Origin of the sequence: Streptomyces sp. NPDC088810 (assembly GCF_044750305.1) — a bacterium.
Lineage (GTDB): Bacteria > Actinomycetota > Actinomycetes > Streptomycetales > Streptomycetaceae > Streptomyces.
In genome coordinates, this window is the sequence record NZ_JBIVJQ010000017.1 from 1 (window position 1) to 21974 (window position 21974).

General features: G+C 68.6%; 15 protein-coding genes and 3 pseudogenes. 10 read left to right on the plus strand and 8 right to left on the minus strand.

What is annotated here, in order from left to right:
• On the plus strand, positions 1 to 219 hold a 219-nt coding region (locus ACIP4Y_RS35995; RefSeq protein WP_401400654.1), incomplete at its 5' end, for a DUF6624 domain-containing protein.
• A 345-nt stretch (positions 220 to 564) separates the two neighbouring features.
• Here the strand turns inward: ACIP4Y_RS35995 and ACIP4Y_RS36000 are convergent.
• Positions 565 to 1111 (minus strand): annotated as a pseudogene (locus ACIP4Y_RS36000) (VOC family protein); the annotation flags it as partial.
• 221 nt (positions 1112 to 1332) lie between these two features.
• Between ACIP4Y_RS36000 and ACIP4Y_RS36005 the strand changes: the two are divergent.
• Both ACIP4Y_RS36005 and ACIP4Y_RS36010 read left to right on the plus strand, forming a co-directional pair.
• Complete coding sequence (locus tag ACIP4Y_RS36005; RefSeq protein WP_401400657.1) at positions 1333 to 2031, plus strand: bleomycin resistance protein; 699 nt, start codon at positions 1333 to 1335, stop codon at positions 2029 to 2031.
• 233 nt (positions 2032 to 2264) lie between these two features.
• On the plus strand, positions 2265 to 2690 hold the full coding sequence (locus ACIP4Y_RS36010; RefSeq protein WP_401401020.1) for a hypothetical protein: 426 nt from the start codon (positions 2265 to 2267) through the stop codon (positions 2688 to 2690).
• Here ACIP4Y_RS36010 and ACIP4Y_RS36015 read toward each other — a convergent pair.
• From ACIP4Y_RS36015 to ACIP4Y_RS36035, 5 genes and pseudogenes are all read right to left on the minus strand, one after another.
• Positions 2647 to 3438, minus strand: a complete 792-nt coding sequence (locus ACIP4Y_RS36015; RefSeq protein WP_401400660.1) for an IS5 family transposase — start codon at positions 3436 to 3438, stop codon at positions 2647 to 2649. The genes ACIP4Y_RS36010 and ACIP4Y_RS36015 overlap by 44 nt on opposite strands.
• 304 nt (positions 3439 to 3742) lie before the next feature.
• The gene (locus tag ACIP4Y_RS36020) at positions 3743 to 4543 is read right to left on the minus strand and encodes a maleylpyruvate isomerase family mycothiol-dependent enzyme (RefSeq protein ID WP_401400663.1); all 801 of its coding nucleotides are present in this window, start codon (positions 4541 to 4543) and stop codon (positions 3743 to 3745) included.
• Positions 4544 to 5057: 514 nt separating this feature from the next.
• Positions 5058 to 5444 (minus strand): STAS domain-containing protein, encoded by a 387-nt coding sequence (locus tag ACIP4Y_RS36025; RefSeq protein WP_358643104.1) that lies wholly within the window; start codon positions 5442 to 5444, stop codon positions 5058 to 5060.
• Positions 5444 to 6928, minus strand: a complete 1485-nt coding sequence (locus tag ACIP4Y_RS36030) for a PP2C family protein-serine/threonine phosphatase (protein ID WP_401400667.1) — start codon at positions 6926 to 6928, stop codon at positions 5444 to 5446. Before ACIP4Y_RS36030 ends, ACIP4Y_RS36025 begins: the two co-directional genes overlap by 1 nt.
• A gap of 343 nt (positions 6929 to 7271) precedes the next feature.
• Positions 7272 to 8455 (minus strand): annotated as a pseudogene (locus tag ACIP4Y_RS36035) (IS701 family transposase).
• Between the two features lie 124 nt (positions 8456 to 8579).
• Between ACIP4Y_RS36035 and ACIP4Y_RS36040 the strand changes: the two are divergent.
• Positions 8580 to 8699 (plus strand): annotated as a pseudogene (locus tag ACIP4Y_RS36040) (IS5/IS1182 family transposase); the annotation flags it as partial.
• Between the two features lie 237 nt (positions 8700 to 8936).
• Here ACIP4Y_RS36040 and ACIP4Y_RS36045 read toward each other — a convergent pair.
• Positions 8937 to 9524, minus strand: coding sequence for a hypothetical protein (locus ACIP4Y_RS36045; protein ID WP_358648230.1), 588 nt, complete (start codon positions 9522 to 9524; stop codon positions 8937 to 8939).
• A gap of 691 nt (positions 9525 to 10215) precedes the next feature.
• Here ACIP4Y_RS36045 and ACIP4Y_RS36050 point away from each other — a divergent pair.
• The 4 genes from ACIP4Y_RS36050 to ACIP4Y_RS36065 all read left to right on the plus strand — a co-directional run bounded on the left by ACIP4Y_RS36050 (position 10216) and on the right by ACIP4Y_RS36065 (position 19616).
• Positions 10216 to 10668: a hypothetical protein gene (locus ACIP4Y_RS36050; RefSeq protein ID WP_401400670.1), complete on the plus strand. Its 453-nt coding sequence runs from the start codon at positions 10216 to 10218 to the stop codon at positions 10666 to 10668.
• Between the two features lie 277 nt (positions 10669 to 10945).
• Positions 10946 to 11512 (plus strand): DUF2785 domain-containing protein, encoded by a 567-nt coding sequence (locus tag ACIP4Y_RS36055; RefSeq protein WP_401400672.1) that lies wholly within the window; start codon positions 10946 to 10948, stop codon positions 11510 to 11512.
• A gap of 957 nt (positions 11513 to 12469) precedes the next feature.
• Positions 12470 to 15703 (plus strand): RHS repeat-associated core domain-containing protein, encoded by a 3234-nt coding sequence (locus ACIP4Y_RS36060; RefSeq protein ID WP_401401023.1) that lies wholly within the window; start codon positions 12470 to 12472, stop codon positions 15701 to 15703.
• 1309 nt (positions 15704 to 17012) lie between these two features.
• Positions 17013 to 19616 (plus strand): hypothetical protein, encoded by a 2604-nt coding sequence (locus ACIP4Y_RS36065; RefSeq protein WP_401400674.1) that lies wholly within the window; start codon positions 17013 to 17015, stop codon positions 19614 to 19616.
• A gap of 219 nt (positions 19617 to 19835) precedes the next feature.
• Here the strand turns inward: ACIP4Y_RS36065 and ACIP4Y_RS36070 are convergent, their stop codons facing one another.
• Complete coding sequence (locus ACIP4Y_RS36070; RefSeq protein WP_401400676.1) at positions 19836 to 20489, minus strand: hypothetical protein; 654 nt, start codon at positions 20487 to 20489, stop codon at positions 19836 to 19838.
• A gap of 516 nt (positions 20490 to 21005) precedes the next feature.
• Between ACIP4Y_RS36070 and ACIP4Y_RS36075 the strand changes: the two genes are divergently transcribed.
• On the plus strand, positions 21006 to 21101 hold the full coding sequence (locus ACIP4Y_RS36075; protein ID WP_401401026.1) for a hypothetical protein: 96 nt from the start codon (positions 21006 to 21008) through the stop codon (positions 21099 to 21101).
• On the plus strand, positions 21089 to 21355 hold the full coding sequence (locus ACIP4Y_RS36080) for a hypothetical protein (RefSeq protein ID WP_401400678.1): 267 nt from the start codon (positions 21089 to 21091) through the stop codon (positions 21353 to 21355). The genes ACIP4Y_RS36075 and ACIP4Y_RS36080 overlap by 13 nt, the downstream gene beginning before the upstream one ends.
• Positions 21356 to 21974: the final 619 nt, after the last annotated feature.

The window sequence follows — 21974 nt, forward strand, 5'->3', positions numbered from 1 at the left end:
TCGGCAGGCTCGGCCAGCCCGCGCGAGCTGGCCTTCCTGCGCGACCGCACGCTGGTCAATGAGGGACGCAAGCAGGTCTACGGAACTCAGATCGCAGGCGTGAAGGACGGGGCGCCGGTTCCGTGGCCCTGTGAAGAGCCCGAGCGCATGGACGAACTCCGTGCGGCAATCGGCATCGAGCCCTTCGACGAGTACGTCGCCAAGTTCGCCATGGCCTGACGCCCCCTTGCCCGTCGCGTCCGGTGGATCACTGCCCAGGCTCACCTGCCGACGGCAATGATCCGCCGGACAGGCCCTAGCCTCGCTGCTACCTCACACACCCACGAATCGCTGTTCACACGCCGACGCCGCTCGCGTGGCAGCCACCGCCGCCCCGCTTCCTTTCCTACGAGAACGGGGCTGTCCCCTCCCCCGCGAAGAGCATCACAACCCCACTTGATCAGGTCGCCACCCGCGGTACAGCAGGCCGGGCTAGGGTCGTCAAATGATCTTGGGTCAGTCCGATGCCGAATGGCCCTTCGTGGAGCCGTTGCTGCCCCGGCGCGAGCGGGGCCGCAGACGGTTGCGAAGAAACTCGAGATATGAGCTGACACCCTTGGCGGAGCGCAACACCGCACGGTTGTCGGTCACCTCGTGCAGGGTCCAGTCAATCGCCTCACCCCAGAACCGGGCCATGGCCCATGGATCCGTGCAATCGACCGCAACCCGCGCGATCGGCCCGTCGTTACGGTAGATCTCCCGGGGCTCCAGCACGCAGAACTCGTTGCCCTCGGGGTCGGCGAGGACCGTCCACGGCACGTCGCCCTGGCCCACGTCAACGGGCGTTCGCACCGAAAGCCTTCTGACGCGCGACCAACTCCGCCTGATGGGCCGGAGAGGTGGCGGCAAGGTCGAGGTGCACACGGTTCTTTGTCGTTGTTTTGGCTTCCGTGACGGGAACGACGTCGACACCGACGGCGACCGGGTCTGGCCAGACGAGGCCGCCAGCGGGTCCGACGTAGGTGGTCACGCCAGGACTGTAAGCACTCCAGCCAAGCGCCTCCGCCCAGAACCGGCCGACCGCCGAGGCATCAAGAGCCTTTATGTCCACCATCACAGGACGCAGTGCCATGCTGGCGATCCCATGCGCCCGCTCTGCAACGACATCCGCACCGTCGCAGAAACGCGATCATCCAGTCCACGACGATGGCCCGCATCGTCGTCCGCCAGGCCGTGCGCGACGCACGGGCGGAAGGCTCGAGCACACCGCAAGAACGCGCTCGCCGGTAAAGGCGGGCGGAGGCCATCCCGCAACAAACCTCGTCACTGTTCAAGTTTGACTAGACTGCCCGGATGGAGACGACCATCCCGATCCTGCCCTGCCGGACCATCCAGTCTGTTCTCGACTTCTACACCGTCCTCGGGTTCGAGGTGACCTTCCAGCAGAAGAGCCCCAACCCGTACGCGGTGGTGGAGCGTGGCGGCATTCAGCTCCACTTCTTCGCGTTACAGCAGTACAACCCCGCCGAGGCATACAGCACGTGCTACATCCATACCGATGATGTCGATGGGCTGCACAAGGTCTTCCGGGCCCGGCTCAAGGCGGCGTACGGGAGAATCCCGACCCGTGGGCTCCCGCGCATCGGGCCGCTGAAGGACACGTCGTACGGCATGCGGCAGTTCCTCGTGACTGATCCGGGCGGCAACTGCCTCCGCATTGGACAGCAGACGAGCCAGGACCAGCACCACCGACCCGCACCCAAGGAACCCTTTGCCCGAGCCCTCCATTACGCATCCCTGCTCGCTGACTCGAAGGAGGACCTTGCGGGTGCCGCTAAGATCATCGATCGGGCGCTGCGCATAGAAGACGAGCAACCCACGCCCGTGCAGTTGCTTCGGCTTTTCGTGCTGCGTGCGGATATCGCCGGGCGCCTCGGTGACGAGGACACCGCCAAGTCCGCGCTCACTCGAGCCACCGCAATCCAGCTCACCGACAAAGAGCGCGAGTCGGTCCGCGACGACCTCGAGCGCCTCGAAGACCTAGGGGCTTGAGGTTGCTTCGCAGGGGCTGGTCACCGCCGATAGCTGAGGACTACGCCCCCGTTGGGGAAACGGTCTCGGTGACTGCTCGCCGCCGACCGGGACCCAGCCCTCGGCGGACCGGAACCAGAAAACAGCACTACGCCGGCGTCGCAGCTCTCCGGCACCTTCAACGCGCGGACACATCGAAGCCGGACAGCGGCCTGCGCGATGAGCGGCCGGGCCCGCGGAGGCCCGCGGCACAGCTGCCCCGGGGCCGTTGCCTGTGGGGACCGCGCGTCGTTCAGCTCATGCCGCTCCCCGAGCGCGGCGGACCCGCTGCCTCCGAGGGTCTGCCGGCTCCCGGTGTGCAACCGGCGCGGCCCGAACCGGCGGAGGCGGCGAAGCCGAAAACAGTGGTGCCGGTGTGGCGCGCGGGGCTGGCTTGGTCGGCGCTGTCGGTGGACTACCAGCGCATCCTGCAGGCCCTCAGCGACCGTAACCGACCCGGTCAAGGAACGTTGACATGTCAGGAGATGGCCGCCTGCTTCGGCCTGGACCCCGTACCGGGAAAGGTGGAGGCACTGCGTTCGAAGGCCAAGCGGCTGACGGCGCGCGGCTGGCTGATCGAGCCGGCACCTGGCCGATTCACGCTCGCGAAGGACGTGGCCGGGCAACGCGGCGGGTCATGAGCATCGTCATCGACCAGTAGACCATCGCCTCCGCGCTGGCGATGGAACGCTCGAAGTCGCGCCCGAGACGGCGACTTCGCATCAAGTGGGCGAAGAACCGCTCGACGATCCACCGCTTGGGCAGCACGACGAAGCCGCGCATGTCGTCGCTGCGTTTGACGATGGAGAGGACCAGGGCGAGGGCCGCGAGGCAGTACTCGACGAGGCTGCCGGTGTATCCGCCGTCGGCCCAGACCAGGGCCAGCAGGTGGTGCGCGGCAGTGACATGGGTGAGCAGGACCTGGGCCGCGGCGCGGTCGCCCACATCCGCTGCGGTGACCATCACCGCAAACAGTAGGCCAAGGGTGTCGACCACGACGTGCCGCTTGCGCCCGTTGATCAGCTTGCCGCCGTCGAAGCCGCGGCTGTCAGAGCCGACGACCGCGTCCGCTTTGACCGACTGCGAGTCGATCACGCCCGCGCCCGGCTCCGAGTCCCGCCCGGCCCGCTCGCGGACCAGGCGGCGGAGCCGGTCGTGGAACTCGCGGACCAGATCGTGGTTGCGCCAGCGCCGGAAGAACGCGTAGACCCGGTCCCACGGTGGGAAGTCGGCAGGCATGGCCCGCCACTTCGTGCCGTTGTCGACCAGGTAGCGGATCGCGTCCAGCATCGCGCGGTGGCAATAAGTCTCCGGTTGCCCGCCCCGGCCCCGCAGCCAGCCCGGCACCGGCAGCAGTGGCCGGACCACCGCCCGCTCGGCGTCCGACATGTCGGTGGGATACCGACGCTCGCGCGCCCCGTGGTCTCTGGCGTTCCCGAACCTGTGAGCCAGACAGTCACACGCGAGAGTGGCCGAAGTGGACCCCACTCCCGCGAGATCGGGACGGACGGCAGTCGCGTCGCTTCTCGTGATCGCTGGGACGGACAAATTCGCACTGCCCTCCAGGTAGACGGTCGGCTTGGTGACGCCCCGAGGCCGCCTCGCGGGTTTGAGCCCGGTGTCGCGACTGACGAACCTGGCGAAGAGTCGTGTCCTACCGGCTCGAGGCGCGGCCAACCACCCCCGCTACGTCCTACTTCTCCTCCGGCTCCCAGGCGCGGAGCAGGTCGAGCAGCCCTGCGTCTCCGTCAACGTGCAAGGAGTCAACCTGGATCCGGTCGTACAGGTAGAGGACCAGCTCACTGGCCGTGCCGTGGACGGAGGCGCTGGCTGCGTCCGAGTCCTCGCCGGTCGCGGCGGTGGGCGCGGGGATGCGGGTGGTGCGTGCGCCGTCGCCGTCGACGGTGAGGCGCCAGGAGCGGCCCTCGGCGGCGTGGAAGTCGAAGGCCGTGGCCTTGTGCGGCCAGGCACTCGGCGTTGCGCAGACGGTGAACAGGAACTCCTCCACACCGTCGAGTGCCAGCTCGACCGGCAGCGGCTGCGGGGCGCCCCCGGCGAGCTGGGCGTCGTAGGTGTGCACCGCGGTCTCCTGGACCCGGTGCCGGGCGGTGCCGCCGGCGGTCTGCGGTGACTGCGACGCGGGCCACCACGTCCAGCAACCGCTCTCCGGTCCCGCCGCGCGCAGGGCGCCCAGCAGAAGCTGCGTCGACGCGTCCAGCCAGGCCAGCAGGGCCTCACGCTCCTGCGGCACTTTCAGCGCGGCGCGCGCGGCGACGGCCTCGGCCGGGGGCGCGTCGGCGGGCCCCGCGCCGACGATGGCGGCCCAGAAGCGGTCTCCCCCGCCCAGGTGCTTCACCAGATCGAACAGCGTCCACCCAGGGCAGGTCGGCACCTGTGCGTCGAGACCGGGCGCGGCGGCGACCACGGCGCGGAAGGCGGTTGACCGTTCATCGATCAGTCGCAACAGGTCGGGGAACTCAAGATTCTCTTCCACGCCGGATGTCTATCACCGTGCTCCGGTGATCGGACAGCGATTTTCACAGTCGCCGCCAGTTGGCCATTGCGGACCTCCTCGCCTCCCACCGCTCGGGTGACAAGCTGCGCACTGCTGCGAGGACGCTGGTGGTGGCGGTACGCCAGGCGTCGTGCCTGTGGGCGCTCTGGCCTCGCCGCGCGGCCTGGCACCTCGGCGACGTGACGTCCACCCGGTGCGCGCGGTCATGCTGCCGCTCGATGTGATGGACGCGGAGGCCACGACGGCGGGGGAGGACCGGTCGGGTTGGGAGTTCAGGTGACTCCCGTTCGACCAGCACTCCTCAAGTTCGGAACAACAACAGCCACTCACACTACCGTCACAACAAAGTCACGCCGCGCCCGGCAGGATTGCACGGCCAGCCCGCCAGCACCCGTCCGCCCCCGAAACCGCTGCCGTGGAGGCAGCCAGACTGCCTTTGGCTGCCCCGCCTGGATCGCCGCACAAGCCTCTGATCTGGCAGACCAGAAGTCGCTTACCTCTTTGCGGAGGCGGGCGGGCTGTCGGTCACGGCGGCGACCGCGTCAGCGGCTGTGGCATGGACAGGCAGGAGCGAGTCGACACCGGTCATCCTGAGCATACGCATCAGGCGGTCGGGGACGGCGGCGAGGCGGAGTGAGCCGCCCGCTTCCTGGGCCGCGTGCCAGATGCCGATGATCGCGCTCAGACCGGCGGAGTCGCAGAAGCCGACCTGTGCCAGGTCCAGGGCCAGGCGTGGGTGTCCTTGCCGGATGATCTCCAGACCTTCGGAGCGCAGGGTGGGCGCGGTCTGCACGTCCACATCCCCGACAACGGTGGCGATCGCGAGGCCGGGGTGGGGGTGCTGAACGGTCAGGTGCAGCGTGTGGGTCACGTCGGTCATCACTCCTGGCCGAAGTGTTCGGGTGCGGCGGTGGTGTGGGCGGTGGCGGCGACGCCGGTGTCGGGGGCCGTTTCGGGGCCGGGCACGGACAGGGCCAGCAGGGCTACGTCGTCGCCGGCTCCATCGGGCATCGAGGCCAGCAGCGTGACGGTGTCTTCGACCAGGGAGGTGGCCGACACTGGCCCGGTGCGCTGGTGGAGAAAGCCGGTCAGGCCGTCCTCGCCGAGCATGGCGCCCTGGGTGGTGCGGGCCTCGGTCAGCCCGTCGGTGTAGAGGAACAGGCTCTCCCCGCGGGCCAGGGAGAAGGTGACCTGGGCGAATGGTGCCTGGGGGAAGGCACCGACGAGCATGCCGCCCTTCGGGCGTACCGCCTTGACCCATACCGCGCCGCTGTCATCGGGGCGCACATGGTAGGCCGGCGGGTGGCCACCGGTGGCCACCGTGACGGTGAAACCGCCGTCCTGCTGTGCTGACAGGAGGCCGAAGAGCACGGTGCAAAAACGGCTTCCGGCAGTGACGTCGGTGAGCAGGACGGTGTTGAGCGTGCTCAGGACACTGACCGGGCCCGGATCGATCTGGGCCGCGGCGCGCAGGGTGTGGCGGGCCAGGGCGGTGACGGTCGCCGCCTCCGGGCCCTTGCCGCACACGTCACCAAGGAAGAACGCCCACCGGCCGCCATCGACAGGGAAGACGTCGTAGAAGTCGCCGCCGACATCGTGGACGGAGGCGGTGCGGTAGTGGCAGGCCAGCTCCAGACCGGGCACCACGGGCAGTGCCGGGGGCAGCAGCGTGCGCTGAAGGGTGGAGGCGAACGCCGCGATGGCGGCCTTGTCCTTCTCCGCCTGTTCCCGCGCCGCCCGTTCCGCCTCGGCACGCGCTCGCTCCGTCTGTGCGTGACGGCTTTCCGCCTCCCGCCGCTCCTGCTCGTTGCGCAGTGCGCGCAGCGCCGACAGCCGTAGCTCCATTTCGTCCAGCACGATCGCGGCGAGGTCGGCCAGTGTGGCGGTGTCGTCCTCGGTGATGGAGCGCGGCTTGGTGTCCAGGACGTTGACCGTGCCCAGCCGGTGGCCGTCGGGGGTGATGATCGGTGCGGCGGCGTAGAAGCGCACCCCCATCTCTCCGGCGACCAGCGGATTGTCCGCCGCCACGGGATCACGAAGGGTGTCGGGAATGACCAGCGCGTCATCGCGCAGAATCGCCGAGCCGCACAGGCCCGGGTCGCGGCCGATCTCCTTGACCCCCTCCAGACCGTGGGCGGCCTTGAACCAGATGCGGTCGCTGTCCACGATCGTGACCGTGGCCACGGGGACATCGAAGAGACGGGCGGCCATGGCCGCCACCCGGTCGAACGCGCCGTCGGGCGGAGTGTCGAGGATGTCGTAGCGGCGTACCGCCGCTATACGGGCCGCCTCCACATCTGAATCCGGGACCAGCTCGGGGCGACGCCCGGGAGCTGGGTGGGTGGCCGAGGCCTGCTGGGTCATCGGCTTTCCTCTCCGTCGATGGGCCACCGCGGGCGGCATGAACCGACGCAGCCTAGATCGAGTGCACGTCCGAAAGCCAATGCCAGGGGACGTGATCGCACTGCACGGACTGCTGTGGCTGGCCCCCATGCCACTTCCTCAGGCCCGGGGCCAGTGCCTGGCCCCCAGGCCGGCCGTCCGCTACTGCAACGGTGTTTGTGCTGAGTGCTGGGCAGTTTTCAGGGGCTGTGTCCGCGTCGTTTGTAGTGGCCGATGCGGGCTTGGTGTTGGCGTCGGCGGCGCCGGGTCGACCAGTGCAGGACGTGGCCGATGGGGGTGGGACGGCGGCCGGTGAGGCGGGTGATCAGCCGTCGGATCTCGGCGAGGCTGAGGTGGATGAGCTGGGAGGATCCGTTTCTGCTTTCTCCGTGTCCAGCTGGCGGGCCCGCAGGACGGTGAGGCATGCCTGGGCGGCCACCGCCAAGGTCATGTGGCGGTGCCGGCCGGGATAGCGGCGGACCTGGTAGTCGTCCAGGCCGCACTCCTGCTTGGCAGTCTGGAAGCATTCCTCGACAGCCCAGCGGCTGCCCGCGATGCGGATGAGTTCGTCCAGTGTGGTGTCGGCCGGGCAGTAGGCGATGTAGTAGCAGATCTCCTCGGGTCGGCTGACGCTGCGGCGTGCGAGGACCCAGTGCCGGTGGTCTTCGCGGTGCCAGGGCCTGACCTCGACGCGGGCCCAGTCGTAGATCCGCCGACCGTGTGCCCCTGCGCCGCAGGAACGACGCTTCCACTTCTGCCGCGGCAGGCCAGGGAACAGGTCGTGGACGGGGTGGTCGAGTACCCAGCGGGTGACGACGGTGTCGTGCCCGGTGGTGGCCATGACATGGAAGACATCGGCCTGCTCGAGCTCGAAGCGCCAGCCCTTGCTGAAGCCGTAGGCGGCATCCGCCGTCACCCAGGCGAACGGGATCCGGTCCGCGATGGCCTTGCGGACCATCGCCTTGGCCATGGCCACCTTCGTCTCGAAGGCGACCTCGTCGCCGATGCCGGCCCGACGACAGCGTTCCGGTCGCCCGTCCACGACGTGGGCAGATACAGCCGCCGGTCGATCAGCGTGCGGCCGCGGCCGGTGGCGTAGGCGAGGAACACACCGATCTGGCAGTTCTCGGTCCGGCCGGCGGTTCCGGAGTACTGCCTTTGCACCCCGGCCGACCGCAGGCCCTTCTTCAGGAAGCCGGTGTCGTCCACGATCAGCACGGCGTCTCGGTCGCCGAGGCGTTCCACGACGCAGTCGCGTACGTCCTCCAGGACCTCACCGGCGTCCCACTCGATCCGGTTCAGCAACCGGTGGATGCGATCGGGACCCTCGTGCCCGGCTTCCTCCACCAGCGTCCAGCCGTTCTTCCGCTCCAGCGGTGCGACCAGGCCTCGCATGTAAGCGAGCGCCGACTGGCGCGGCTCTTCCCGGTTGAACCGGTGCACGAACCGGTCATGCAGAGCGACCAGTTCACCGGCCCACAGCCTGACATCGGCAAGGTCCCCACCCATGACCACACCAACGACTGAGCTGGCCAGCAGTCACGGCAAACACCGTTGCAGTACTAGAGTGTGTCTCTTTGGTGGGCTCATCAGTTGACCGGATGTGCCTACAGCCATTCGGGATCCGGAGGGTTGGCTCCACGGCTTCCGCCGACTGCGCGTGCGCTGGGAACGACGAACAGACATCCACGATGCGTTCCTCAAACTCGCCTGCTGCCTGATCACACACCGGCAACTCAAGTCATTCTGTTAGCCGCTGTTAGGCGAAGGGGTTGAACAGCGGAGGGTGAGACTCCCGTACATTACTGTCCGTCACGCCATCAGGCGTGAACACGTTTGCGCTGACGGATACCCGACACCTCAACATGCGGGCTTACCAGTCCCGAGGCCGTACTCGGTAGATCCCAGCCGCACTCAAGGACGACGAAATGGGGCAACCCTGATGTCAGAGGGTCCGACGGCGGTGAAGCACCTGTTGGCGCCATCCGGGTCAGGCGGGCTCACCGAGGAAGTCCCGCGCACGGCGATACTGCTCCTCCACCCGCTCCAGCCCCTCCGCCTGCTCCGGAAGAACGCGGACGACCTGCTCGTAGAGGGCGACGGCCTCCCCGCCCAGCCGGTTGATCTCCCCCCACGCGCTCGGGCCCTCGGCCTCAGCCAGCAAGGGACACAACCGCGCCTTCACATCCGCAGCCCACATGGCCACCTCCACGGATGTCGGCCATTGCGGGCGCAACGCCGCCCGCCGGGAGGAGTTGTGGACCAGCGCCGCAAGACCGTCCGCAGAGCTGTCCGGCAGCAGCGACTCATACAAGGCCAATGAGGTACGTGCCGCCCGGACCCCTTCAGCGGGAGTACCGGACGCCGCAAGGAATGCCGCATGGTTGTAGAGCACCGATGCCAGAGCCAGGGTGTGGTCGACATCCTCCGGCTCAGCTTCCCGCAACTGCTGCACTGCTTCCAGCGCCTTACTGCTGCTCGCCACGGCCCGCTCTGGGTAGCCGTGTTGCAGGTACCGGATCGCCGCCTGGCTCTCTCGGTCCGCGATCTTTTGCAGCTTCCTCCGACTCGCCGCCATGCACCCCCCTGCTCCACCGACCGGGAAGACCTTGCGGTCGGTAAGACAACGACTACTGCGATCCCACGTGAGGGCAGCGTAGGCGGCCAGGGCGGTGGCACGCTACGGTGCCGTGAAACTCGGCCGTCCTGCACCTCGGGGACGTTGCGAGGACCGGTAGCTTCGGCCCATGACTTCATGCCCCTATGACGAGAAGGCAGCCGTCTAGCTTGACTCTGTCGGGGATTTTTGGAGTTGCTGAGGTCAGCTGCCCAGGGTTCGCCAGGACTTCGGTCGGGGTATCTCGCGCTGGTCGAGGTAGTTCTGGAAGGCGGTCGGCTGGCGTGGCGTGCGTGCTTCCTTGGTCGGCGGCAGTCCGCTGAGGCGCTCGATGTTGACCAAGAGTCAGTGCCAGCCCGGCCCGCGCCCAGTGCACCGCTTCCCGTGAAAGCACCGCACCGTGGACTTTCCCCACGAGGACTCCGCGCCCTACAACTCCGCGTCCGCACCGAGCAGCAGACGCCCGAGTGGAAGACCCGCTACACGGTCCGCTCCGGAGTGGAGGGCGGGGTCAACGAGTTCCCCACGGACAGGGCATGCGACGCTGCCGCTACCGAGGACTGGGCCCGGCCCGTCCGGCCAGGCGATCGAGCCGAAAGGCCTGAGTATCCGTACTCAGGCCCCTCGGCCCGCATTCGGGAAGGCTGGAGGAATGACTGCCCGTAACACTGAACCGCACCCCGTGCTGCCGCGCGTGCTGGGCGCGGTTCTCACGGGGGCGGCTCTGGCCGTCGGTGCCCGGAGCTACCACTCCTGGATCGACCACCACAACGACCTAAGTTGTCAGTCGGATGACATGGTCTGTATCACCTGGTGGGGCGTGACGGCCGTGCCTCTCCTTCTCGTGACTTCCGCGATCGTGCTGGCCGTCGTCTACAAGCGGCTGGATATCCGGCCCCGCGCCGTCATCGTCCCGCCGACGATCCTGCTGGCTCCCGTTCCCCTCGTTGCTGCGGACACCATCGGCGACTGGTGGGGCGTCACCCTTATAGGCGGGCTTTGGACCGGTCTCTTGGCCCTCGGAGCGTGGAACCGCCACCGTATCCCGGCGCTCACCGCCTCAGCGGCAATCCTGCTGGCCGCCATGGTCTCCTACTACGGCTGACACGCGCACGTGCTCCTTTCAGATGCCGCGAGAGCGCCCCGGACCTGGCCCGTCAGCCGGGTTTCCAGGGCGCACCGCCGTGCTTGCCGGGACCACCGAGCTCGCGGATTGGGACCTTCTGGCCGTCCCTGATGCGCGCGGGATGCGGACCCTGTAGATGTGCTCCCCTCGGATGAGCCGGCCCTCCCCCTTGCAGGTCGGGCAGGCCCGCGCCGCCTTCTCGTCCAGGCGGCGCCGCCCGTTGCCGGCTTCCGCCGTAGTGTGAAAACTCGATGCGATGAGTGTTGACTTCGTCGACTGGTCGGCGAAGGTTGCCGACGGCTATCCCTTTCCCGAGGCCGCACCGGCCCGTCAGATCGCCGACGAGTTGTTGGCGATGCTGGTTTCGCCTGGCCCTGAGATCCGTGATGGCCTCGCCTACACTACAGCCGCTCGCTGGATTGCCGAGGGGCGTCTCGATGAAGTCCTTGGGCAGCTTGGAGACACCGCTGCGAGCCGTTTCGCCCGTCCGGAAGTGCAGGCTACGAGCTTTGGGCCGCTGACTCTCTGTCTGGTCCTGAAACGCGCTGACAGCATTCCGAGTTTTGTGACGCAGGCGGCGGCAGAGCGCTGGTATGCCGCGTTCTCGGCCTGGTATCCGGCCGAGCAGGACACCCGTGGCTGGGACGATTCCCTGGGCTGGCTGCATGCCGTCGCACACGGTGCCGATGCTGCTGCCGCGTTCGCGAGGGTCCTGCCCAACCGCCGCGAAGAACTACTCGAACTGTGTGCGCGCAGGATGATGGCCCGACAGTCTGACCACCATAGGTGCAGTTGGAGGATGCACGGCTTGCCCGTGCGCTGACGCTAATCCTGCAGGCACCAGCAGGCCACCGGTTGGCTGACTGTGGTGGAGGAGGCCCTGCACAACGGTGAAGGGCCCGGGCCCACCCGGTCTGGGCATTCAATACTTTCGCCACGCTTCGGTCCCTCCATCTGCATCTGACCCGTGGCATCAGTGACGAAAGCGTGCCGCCCCATGCTGAGGCAGTAGCCGCTCGTGTGGCAGGGCTCCTGCGCCTGTACCGTTACTGGCTCGCCTGACAGCACAGGGAGTCCCGGCCAGACAGAGGCGGGGCCGATGAGACGCTCAGAGTCGTCATCGACCGCACGCGGGCGCAGGGTGGAGCAACGTCCGCTCGGTGATGCAGCTGCCGTCGCCCAAACAGCACAGGTCCAGTGTCGTCGGACCGGGACTTGCCACGCGTCGCACTGCCGGAGTCCCACCCATCCACGCTGCACTTCGGTTCGCCGGTTCTTTCCGTACCTGCCGGATCCCGAGCCCGCCGGAGGCCTGGGCGCAGACCGCGGCGACCGCCTCGCCGAACGGAGAGCGATCGTCTTCAGCCAGTTGCATCATCAACATGTTCCGACAGTCGGAAGGAAAAGCGGCGTTACGACTAGGTAGTTGACTGCATACACCCTTCGTCCATCTCATGCGGACGGGCTGATTCCTGCTCGCATGAGGCGTGATTTCGAGGGCACGTCCGCGACCTTGTGCGAATCCCGTGTCAGGTTGTGTGGGCTCGGTGACCAACGGGGTAGCCGGGTTTCTTGGCCTCTCATGGGGGATCCATTCATGCACTCGCGTGCTTCGGGCATGCCGTCTCGGCATGCCCGCAAGAGATCGATAGGTCTGTCCGCGCTGGCAGTCACAGCCTCCGCGGCTCTGGCCGCGGCAGCTCTGCCCGTCGCAGCCCAGCCCGCCCTCGCGGCGCCGAAGGCCGTCTCGGCCTGGGGCAAAAACAGTCCCGACTTCACGATGCCGCCGGTGAAGGTCGGCGCCAACCGTCCGGTGAAGTCGCAGCCGTCGAAGAACCCGACGGACGAGGTGTACCTGCCGTGGCTGCGCGAGCAGCGAGCCCACGCCAAGGACCCGGACTCCGGCGTGTCCGCCAAGAAGTCCAAGCCAGCTGGTCCGGCGTCGGCCGCGTCCGTGCTGAACCTGGTCCCGGAGGGCCAGGGTGATGTGCCATGGCACCGTTACACGAGCTTCGCGATCACGGACGCGCTGAAGGCGAAGATCGACTTCTCGACCGGCAACCTGATGCTGACGGCGACGGACTTCGACATCACCGGCGTGGGCCAGCGCCTGCGACTGGCCCGGACCTACAACTCGCTGGACGCACCGTGGGGCAGGGTTTCGCAGCGCTGGTGGCAGCAGTACGAGCGCTACCTGTCCGTATCCTCCACCGAGGTCATTTTCTACGACGCCTCGGGCGGGACGGTCCGCTTCAAGAAGAACAGCGACGGCTCCTTCACCACCCCGAAGGGCTACTCGGAGGACCTGAAGAAGAACGCCGACGGCACCTACACGCTGACGAAGTGGAAGACGGGCGTCAAGGAGACGTACAACGCGAACGGCTGCCTGACCAAGGTCACCGACCGCAACCACGGCACGATCACCGTCGACCAGCACGACGAGAACGGTGAGAACAAGGGCTTCAAGCTCACCGACACCCGTTCCGGCCGCTGGATCGACCTGTACAAGACGTACCCGTCGCAGTGGCAGGCCAAGGACCACACGGGCCGCACCGCCGTCTACAACCTGGACCCGGCCGGCAACCTGTCGGCGACGACCGACACCGAGGGCAAGACGGTCGCGTTCGGCTACGACACCTCGGGCCGGATCAACAAGATCACCACCGCCGAGGGCCGGGTGACGGTCTTCACCTACGACGACACCAACCGTGTCACCTCCATGCTCCGCGCCACCGGCTTCAACGCCTCCGGCAGCACTGGCCCCACCTGGACCTACGGTTACAGCGCCGACTCCCCGACCGCGGCCGGCACCACCACCGCCACCGACCCGGAGACGCACGCCACCAAGTACGAGCACGACGGTGACGGCCAGGTCACCGACGTGACCGACGCGCTGCAGCACCACCGTTCGACGAAGTTCGACGCCAACCACAACATCGACAGCGCCACCGACGCGATGGGCTCGGGCACCACCCCGGGCAACGCCACCGACTACGGGTTCGACGACCGCAACAACCTGAAGACCGTGACGGCACCCACGGGCGGCACCACGGTCAACCACTGGCAGACCGTCGCCGGCGGAGACGTGCCCTCGGACTCCACCAACCCTGACGGTGAGAAGACCCAGTTCACGTACGACACGGTGGGCAACACCACCTCCGTCGCACAGACGGGTACCGGCGGCGGCAACGTCTCCTACGACTACAACCCCGCAACGCCCACCTGCGGCGGCTTCGAGGGCCAGCGCTGCAAGGCGAAGACGAAGATGACCGCCTCGAAGACGGTCACCACCGACTTCCACTACGACGCCAAGGGCAACCTGGACAAGGTCACGCCCCCGGCGCCGCTGGACAAGACGACTTACACCTACGACGACCTGGGCCGCACCAAGTCCGCCACCGACGCCCGCGGCGTGACCATCACCTACACGTACGACAACCTCGACCGCATCCGCACCGTCACCTCACCGAACACGGTGAAGGTCGAGTACTGGTACGACGGCGACGGCAACCTCGTCCAGCGCTCGGACGGCACCGGAACGGTCAAGTACCAGTTCGACCCGCTCCAGCGGGAAACCGTCCGCACGCTCCAGGACACCTCCCAGACCCTGCTGGCCTACACCCCGGCCGGCAACGTGGACTACTACCAGGACCCGGCCGGCAAGATCGACTACTCCTGGAACGAGGTCAACAAGCTCAAAGAGCTCAAGGACCCACAGGGCCACGTCACGACGTACGACTACGACAAGAACGACGTCCGCACCACGACCACCTACCCCGGCGGGACGGTCCAGAAGGTCGGCGTCGACAACTCCAGCCGCCCAAAGAACATCAAGGTGACCTCCGCCCAGGGCACCCTGGTCAACCTGGACTACACCTACAACTACGGCTCCAACGGCGAGAGTGACGGCAACAAGATCCGCACCAGCACGGACAACGTGAGCGGGCTCAAGCGCACGTACTCCTACGACGGCGCCGGCCGCTTCTCCTACGCCAAGGAGGAGAAGGCCGGCAACATCACCGACTCCTGGCAGTACTGCTACGACCTCGCCGGCAACCTCACCTCCCAGGGCACCGACCCCGGGTGCCCGCGTGGCACCACCTACACCTACAACGACGCCCAGGAACTGACCGCCAAGTCCAGCACCAGCGGCGCCTGGTCCTACGACCAGATCGGCAACGAGACCGCCGGCGCCTCCACCGACGACTACTTGCGCACCGGCGAGCAGTGGACCGACCACTCCCAGATGTCGTCCATCACCGTCGAAGGCAAGACCTACGCGGGACAGTACGGTTCAACCGACCAGAGCGAGCGGATCAGGCTCGGTGACACCTACTTCCACAACGGCCCGCTCGGCCTGTCCGCCAAGACGACGGCCGGCGCGGACATGGGCTTCAACCGGGAACCCGGGGGCACCCTGAATTCCATGACGACCGGAGGCAAGATCTACTACTACCTCACCGATGCACTCGGCTCGGTGATCGGTCTCGCGGACATCGACGGCAACAAGGCCGACAGCTACACCTACAGCCCCCGAGGTGTCCGCATCCTGGCCCAGTCGTCCGAACCGGTCGCCCAGCCCTATCGTTTCGCCGGCAACTACCAGGACCCCACCGCGCTCTACCACCTCCAGGCCCGCTACTACGACGCCAACATCGGCCGCTTCACCCAGCCCGACCCCTCCGGCCAGGAACAGAACCCCTACCTCTACGCCGGCGGCGACCCCGTCAACCGCATCGACCCCACCGGAACCTCCTTCATGAGTTTCGCGGAGTCCGCGTCCAAGAAGGTCGGCTTCGCGTCCGACGTCATCAGCATCGGACAGATGGCCAGTCAGGTCTCCCAGGGCCAGTGGAAGGAGGCGGCCGGCACGGCGCTCTCCTTCGCCGCGGACAAGGCCTTCACGGCAGGTTGCCTGTACCTTACCGGCGGTACCGCGGCCCCTGTTTGCGCGTTCGGTGGGACGGCAGCGGGAAATGCGACCCAGGAAATCTACGATCGAGCCACCTCGTGAGGTGAAATGAACCACGTGACCATGGCATACAAGGGATGGCCGTCCGGAACGCCGATCACAGTTCTGGTGATCGTCATCATAGCCGTCCTCGCGGTCGCAGCCGTGATAGGGCGCACGAAACGCAAATAGGTCTCCCATGGCACCACCGGTGAATCCGTGAATTCACTGGACCGGCATCCCGTGGTACGGCGCCACGTTTGCACCATGTCTGCACCACGTCGGCACCCCGACGCAACGACAGCGGGGCCGGACAGGATCACCCCGTCCGGCCCCGCTGCCCATTCCCGGTGCGCAGCCGAACGGTCGCCGCGTCACTTCCGGAGCTTGGCGGCAGGTGCCAGGGCCGGGCGAACCTGAACGGATCGACACCAGTAGCGGCTTGCGCATGGTGTTGTAACAGGCTGCAATGCGCCAGCGGCCGTCGCCCTCGCGGACCAGGGTGTACGTCTGGATCTTGGTGGGTCTGATCGGACGAGATCCTCGACATCCGCTTCCATGGACTCGACATGGCCGTGGTCAACGGTCGTGGCGACACCTACAAGGTCGCGCGGAACCGCCGTCAATGGTCGCGGCGAGGGGCCGTAGGCTGGCCGTGCCGATGCGCCAGGCGTCATGCCTGGCCCTGGGGGGCCCGGCGAGTTGAGGCTGGGCCCCATGCCACTTCCTCAGCCGGGGCCTGTCGGGGGCGTCGCCTTCCGCCTGCCGACGTCGGCCGGAGCCCCAGCCGCTGCCTGTGACCCCGTGGCCGGCCGTCCGCTAGTTCAGCTTCGCTTCCAGTGGCAGTGCACGCAGGGCGCCGCCTGGCGGCGGAGCGCGTCGATGGCCTGCTAACGGGTGACCGGCTTGCACCGGCCGCTCTTCTTGGCGGCCCAGCAGTCACCGGTGTACACGGCGTCCACTTCGTCTTGTTGAGGCCGTACTGGATCAGCCCAGTCGGAATCCGGAGGGCGTCGCTGCTCACCCTGGCGGCGTTCGGCCTCCCGGCGTTCCTCTTCAGCGATCCACCGGTCGATCTGGGCGAGGGAGCAGCCGGTTCTCGGTGAGGCCTGCTTCGGCGACACCTCACATGCCTGATCTCGCCGAGCGTGCCGAGCTGGCTCGCGCCGAGCTCGCCTCCGTCCTCGGCAGCGCGCCGAGCCCGGATGCGAGGCGAAGGCCCGGCTCTGCTGGAGCGTCTGGGCGACGCCGCGCACGGTCCGTGGGCGGCCGTAATGGCGGGGGTTGCGGTCGTCATGGACCACACGACCGCGGGGGCGCTGTACGACCCGTTTACCCGGACCGCCTGGCCGAAGACTTCCTCGCCCTCACCTTGCCGGGCCACACCGCCGACTACCCCCCGCAGCGCTGGGCCTTTGGCACGGCTACCGAGGCGGTGCGCCGGGTCCGGCGGCCCACCCGGGCACTCACCACGCTCGCCGCCGCGGCGGCCCGGTGGCCGCACGTCAGGCGGGACCTGCTCTACCCACTGCTGGACGCCGACCCCGCCCGCGCAGTGGCCGCCGGCAACGCCTTCATCGTGGCGCAGGCCCAGCTCCCTGATACCGCACCGGAGTTGCTGCTGACGGTCGTGGCCCAGATCCCCGACCCGGTGCCTGACGACCTGGTCACCGGCCGGGCCCTGCTTCGCGTACGGCTGTTGGAGCATCGGCTCGCGCTGGCCGGCGAGGACCGCGCCGCGCAGGCCCGCATTCTTGTCAATCACGGCAGCGACCTCCAGTCGCTGGGCCGTGACGAGGAGGCTGCCGAGGCGGTACGGCAGGCCGTGGGCATCTTCGAAGATCTTGCTGCCGCTGACCCGGACTCCTACCAGGTGGACGTCGCCCGGTCTCTGACCAACTATGCCCACCACCTCTCCGACCTCGGCTGCAATGACGAGGCGCTCGCGGTGCAGCAGCGGGTCGTGGCCGTCTTCCGACGTCTCGCGGATGCCGCCCCTGAGCAGTACGGCCTCGACGTGGCCGCCGCCCTGGACAACCACGCCCTGCAGCTGGAATCCGCCCACCGCTGGGAAGAGGCGTACCGGGCCAGCCAGGAGGCGATCGCTCGCTACCGCGACCGCATGCGGACCGACCCGCGGGCCAGAGCCGGTCTCGCGATCGCCCTGACGAACGCGTCGACACTCACCCTGCGCGGCACCGGTACGGGGGGCGCGGAAGAGGGCGCCGGGGCCACCGGGGAAGCGGTCGCCCTGTGGCGGGAGCTGGCGGCCGGCGATCCAGGACCCCACCGGGCCTACCTCGGCGTCGCACTGATCAACCTGGTGCACGAACTCGCCGGCGCCGGCCGACCGCACGAGGCAGTCGCCGCGGCGCAGGAGAGCGTCGAGATCTACCGCTGGCTGGCCCGTGCCGATCCGGACGCCCAGGAGGAAGGACTGGCGACCGCGCTCGGACTGCTGCGCGACGCCCTCGTCTTAGCGGGCCGCGCGGCGCAGGCCGTCACGGCCGGAGCGGAGTGCGTCACCGTCTTCCGGAACCTGGCCGCCCGGGCCCCCGACCGCTACGAACGACGCCTGCGGGGCGCACTGCGTCGCCAGAACGACGCCCTGCAGGCGGCCGGCCAGCCGCCGGACCCGGAAGCCGACCGGAGCTCCCCGAAGGCCTCGCTCCCGAACACGGTGGACCGGCCCGCCGTCCCAGTGTCCGTGGACGGGTGGGACCCGACACCCGTGCCCGGCCGCCTGCCCCCAACGCAGCGGTCGGCCGAGACGGGCCGGCGGCTGGCGCGCGCCGGGGACTGGTCCGGGTACTGGCAGCTGGTCCGCTCGGTCCCGCTCGTGGACGCCGCCGAGCTGGCAAGGCGCATCCCCCTGCGCCAGTGGCGCCCGCCGGCGGAGGCCGAACTCGAAGTGCTGGAGATGCTCCGGGACATCACCCCCCGCCGGGCGGCCCGGCTGGTCGAGCGGCTGGCCGAGTCCGCGACGATACGGGTGCCCGAAGAACTCACCGTCCACAACCGGGACTACGCCGACTTTGGGCACGGTCGCTCGGCCCTCCTGGTGGTCACGATCGAGGCGGACATGAGCGAGGTCGTGCGAACCCTTGACCTGGAAAGCGGTCGACAGACCACGCTGGCCGAGGGCAAGGCAGCGCTGGCATCGATCGCCTGCCTCGGCGCGGGCCAGGCGGTCGGGACACGTCGGCGGGACGCGCCCCTCACCGGGTTCGAGCTCGTCCGGTTCGACGGGCCACATACTCGGGTACTGGCCTCCGGCGCCGCGGTAAGCGGAGCAAGGCTCGCCGCCACCGCGTCCGGTTTTGTGGCCGGTCTGCGGCTGGCGCCGGCCGCGCTCGTCGCGACGAGCGTGGATGACCTGCGCCAGACGGACCTCGCGCAGTGGGGACTCGCCCATGGTGATCTGCTGGCCGTCAACCCCGCCGGGGACCGGCTGGTCATCTCCGACAGGCACCGGCTGGTCACGGTCGACCAGCAGTTGGAAAGGGCCTTGGGCGTCGCCACCGTCCCCGAAGACTTCGGGGGCGTCCGCGACATGGTGTTCTGCGGACCCGACCGGCTTCTCACCTCGGGAGACGCGGGCGGCCTGCTGGTCTGGGACCTGCACGGCCACCGGCCGTACGTGACGGCCGCCCATCGAGGACCCGCGCTGAGGAACCTGTTCGCCGTACCGGCCTGGGGCGCCGTCGGCGGCACCGACCGCCGCAAGCACCGGCTCCGCTTCCACGACCCGCACACCCTGCGGCCCATCCCGCCCCCGGTGCCGCTCCGCGCGGTCGCGGAACACCTCGACTTCGTCCTGTCCTCGGCGGATGGCCGGTACGTCGCCTATGGCGGACAGCTGGGCCTCGCCGCCGGACACCGCCGGCACACCGTTGGCCGGCACACCCTGGTGCACGACTTAGACCATCCCGGAGCCGTGCTGCAGCGCCCCCTGACCGGTTGCAGCGCCCCCTGACCGGTTTGAGCAAGGCGGCCCTCACGGGCCTGCTGACCACATGGAGCGAGGACGCCGAGGTACGCAATGTGCTGGACATCGCCTACCTGATGGCCGCCCTGTAATCCCCGTGGTCCTACATATTCGTGGGAGGCACACCCTTCTCGGACCCGAGCAGTCCGCCGCACGATTGGGGGCGCGCCGTTGGCGCGGGTGTGGTGGTCGCGACGTGGTCTCTGGTCAGCCGTCGAGCGCGGCGGAAGGTGCGTCCCCGTTCTGGGCCTGTCGGGCCCGCTTGGCGAGCACCGTGGCTAGGTCCCGGACCCCCTCCTCGTCGATGTGGTCCTTGTCCGCAGAAGCCGCCTCGGTCCACAGCAGCGTCGTGCCGACCCGGGTCTGGGTCACGGCGCCGGGCTCGCCGCGGAAGCCGGAGGAACCGAATCGAGCGTCGCGTTCGTCACCGATCGGGCCGATGCCGAACGTCTTGGCCCTCTGTCCCGCCCTCTTGCCGTAGTAGCCGTCCCAGAGGACGTCGTACGCCTCCCGGGCAGCCCGTTCGCTGTCGTAGGCGATGATCAGGAAGGTGACGGTGGCGGCGTTGTCGTCGTGCCGGAAGGTCGAGGCGCCGTAGAAGCGGGCGTTCTCGCAGCCCGCGTTGTCCTTGATGGGGCAGGCCTGCGAACGGTAGAGCTTGTCCATCTCAACTGCCGTGGGCCGAGCGGACTCCTTCCAACCTGGCATGGCCACGCCATCCGGCAACGTCTCCCGTACTTGTTCCTGGGTGAGCGCCACCGCCTTGCCGTTCCCACTGTCGCTCTCCGCGCCACCGCCACAGCCGGTCAGCAGCAGTGCCGCCGTGATCGCCACGCACCACCGGTAATTCCTCATGGTCATGCCACCGCCCCTCAAGCGGTGATCCTACGCGGACGGTCTTCATACAGACGGCGCCGCCCCTGCTCAGGGGTGGGCTCCAGCATCTCCAGAGCACCGGTCTCGGTGTCGTAGCTGCTCAGGGTGATGAGCCGGACCGAGGGCGGGGGCGTCGGCAGCAGTTCGGGGACCCGCCGGCCGGCGAAGGCCTTCACTGCGCAGCAGGACCGCCTCGCGGGCCTCGCGGTCGCGCACCCGCCGCGTGCCGGCGGTGACGGCACGCTCCTGGTGGGGTCCGTCCGCCTGCCTCTCCTCCACCCGGCGTCGCAACTCGCGATGTCGCTCTCGTCGCGGCACCGTCCGCGCGCGGATCCCGCGGCGAGCGAACGGCTGCGGAACCAACGGCATCCCGGCGTGCTCCGCACCTGCGTGATGGACCGTGTAGTCGGCAGTTTCCTTCCACTGCCGCCTCAGTCCCGGCATTCGATGCTGCCCGTCTGTGACCGGCAAGCGGTAGACAGGGGCACCGGCACGCCGTGGATGGACCTGCCCGAGCACTTCGGGTCGAGGAAAGGCGCCCACAACCGGCTGCGAAAGTGGGCCGCCGATGGCACTTGGGGCCGGTGCTGTCGCTGACGGCCGGCGACGCCGAACGGCCCGGGCTGCTCGGCTACATCAAGGGGCTGCGGTTCATCCGCATCGAGGCGTTCGACACCGACGCCGCGGTCACCGCCACCGAACTGCTGCGGTTCGGCCACTCCTGGGCCGCCGTCCACGCCATCCACGCCGCCCGCCCCTCCCCCGCCCACCCCACCGGCCGGTACCTGCTCACCCTGACCCCCAAGGCATACGCCGGCACCGGCGTCCAAGCCGTCCACCCCGACCAGTAACCGCCCAGCCGCCCAGCCGCAGACCAACACGATCGTCGCATCGGCCCGGGTCTGGCCGCGGGAGCGGTTCCGCACGCAGCTGGCCGAAGAGTTGGAGCAGGACCCGGACGAGGACGGCCGGGACTACCTCGTCGAGGAGCTGTGGGCCGCGGTGATCGCCTACGCGGTCGCCCTGGCGACCCAGGAGCAGGAACGTCCAGGGCATCGCCCGCCCTCGCTCATCCGGACGTCGCAGACGTGGCCGCGTGGGCTTCGTCAACGTGGGGATCTTCGGCCGGAACGAAGGGGTGGCGGTCCAAGGGATGCGCGGCGGACAGCTGCTGTCCCCGACAGCCTGGCGCGGGGCCGCTGGATCAGCGGACCCCGCGAAGTGGTGGCCTCCGGCGGATTCCTCGCCAGACAGGGGCTACGGCTCGGCGACTCCTTCACCCTGACCGCGGCGAACAGCCGCCAGGAGCGCGTGACGGACCGGATGCGCGCGGACTGGTCGACGGTGACAGCTGGGTGCACCTCACTCACGGTGCCGACTTCAACACCTACACGAAGGCCGTGCAAGCCGCCGACCCGAGGCTCTATCCGACCAGGAACACCATCGTCAGCTCCGCCTCCGCTGCCGGCG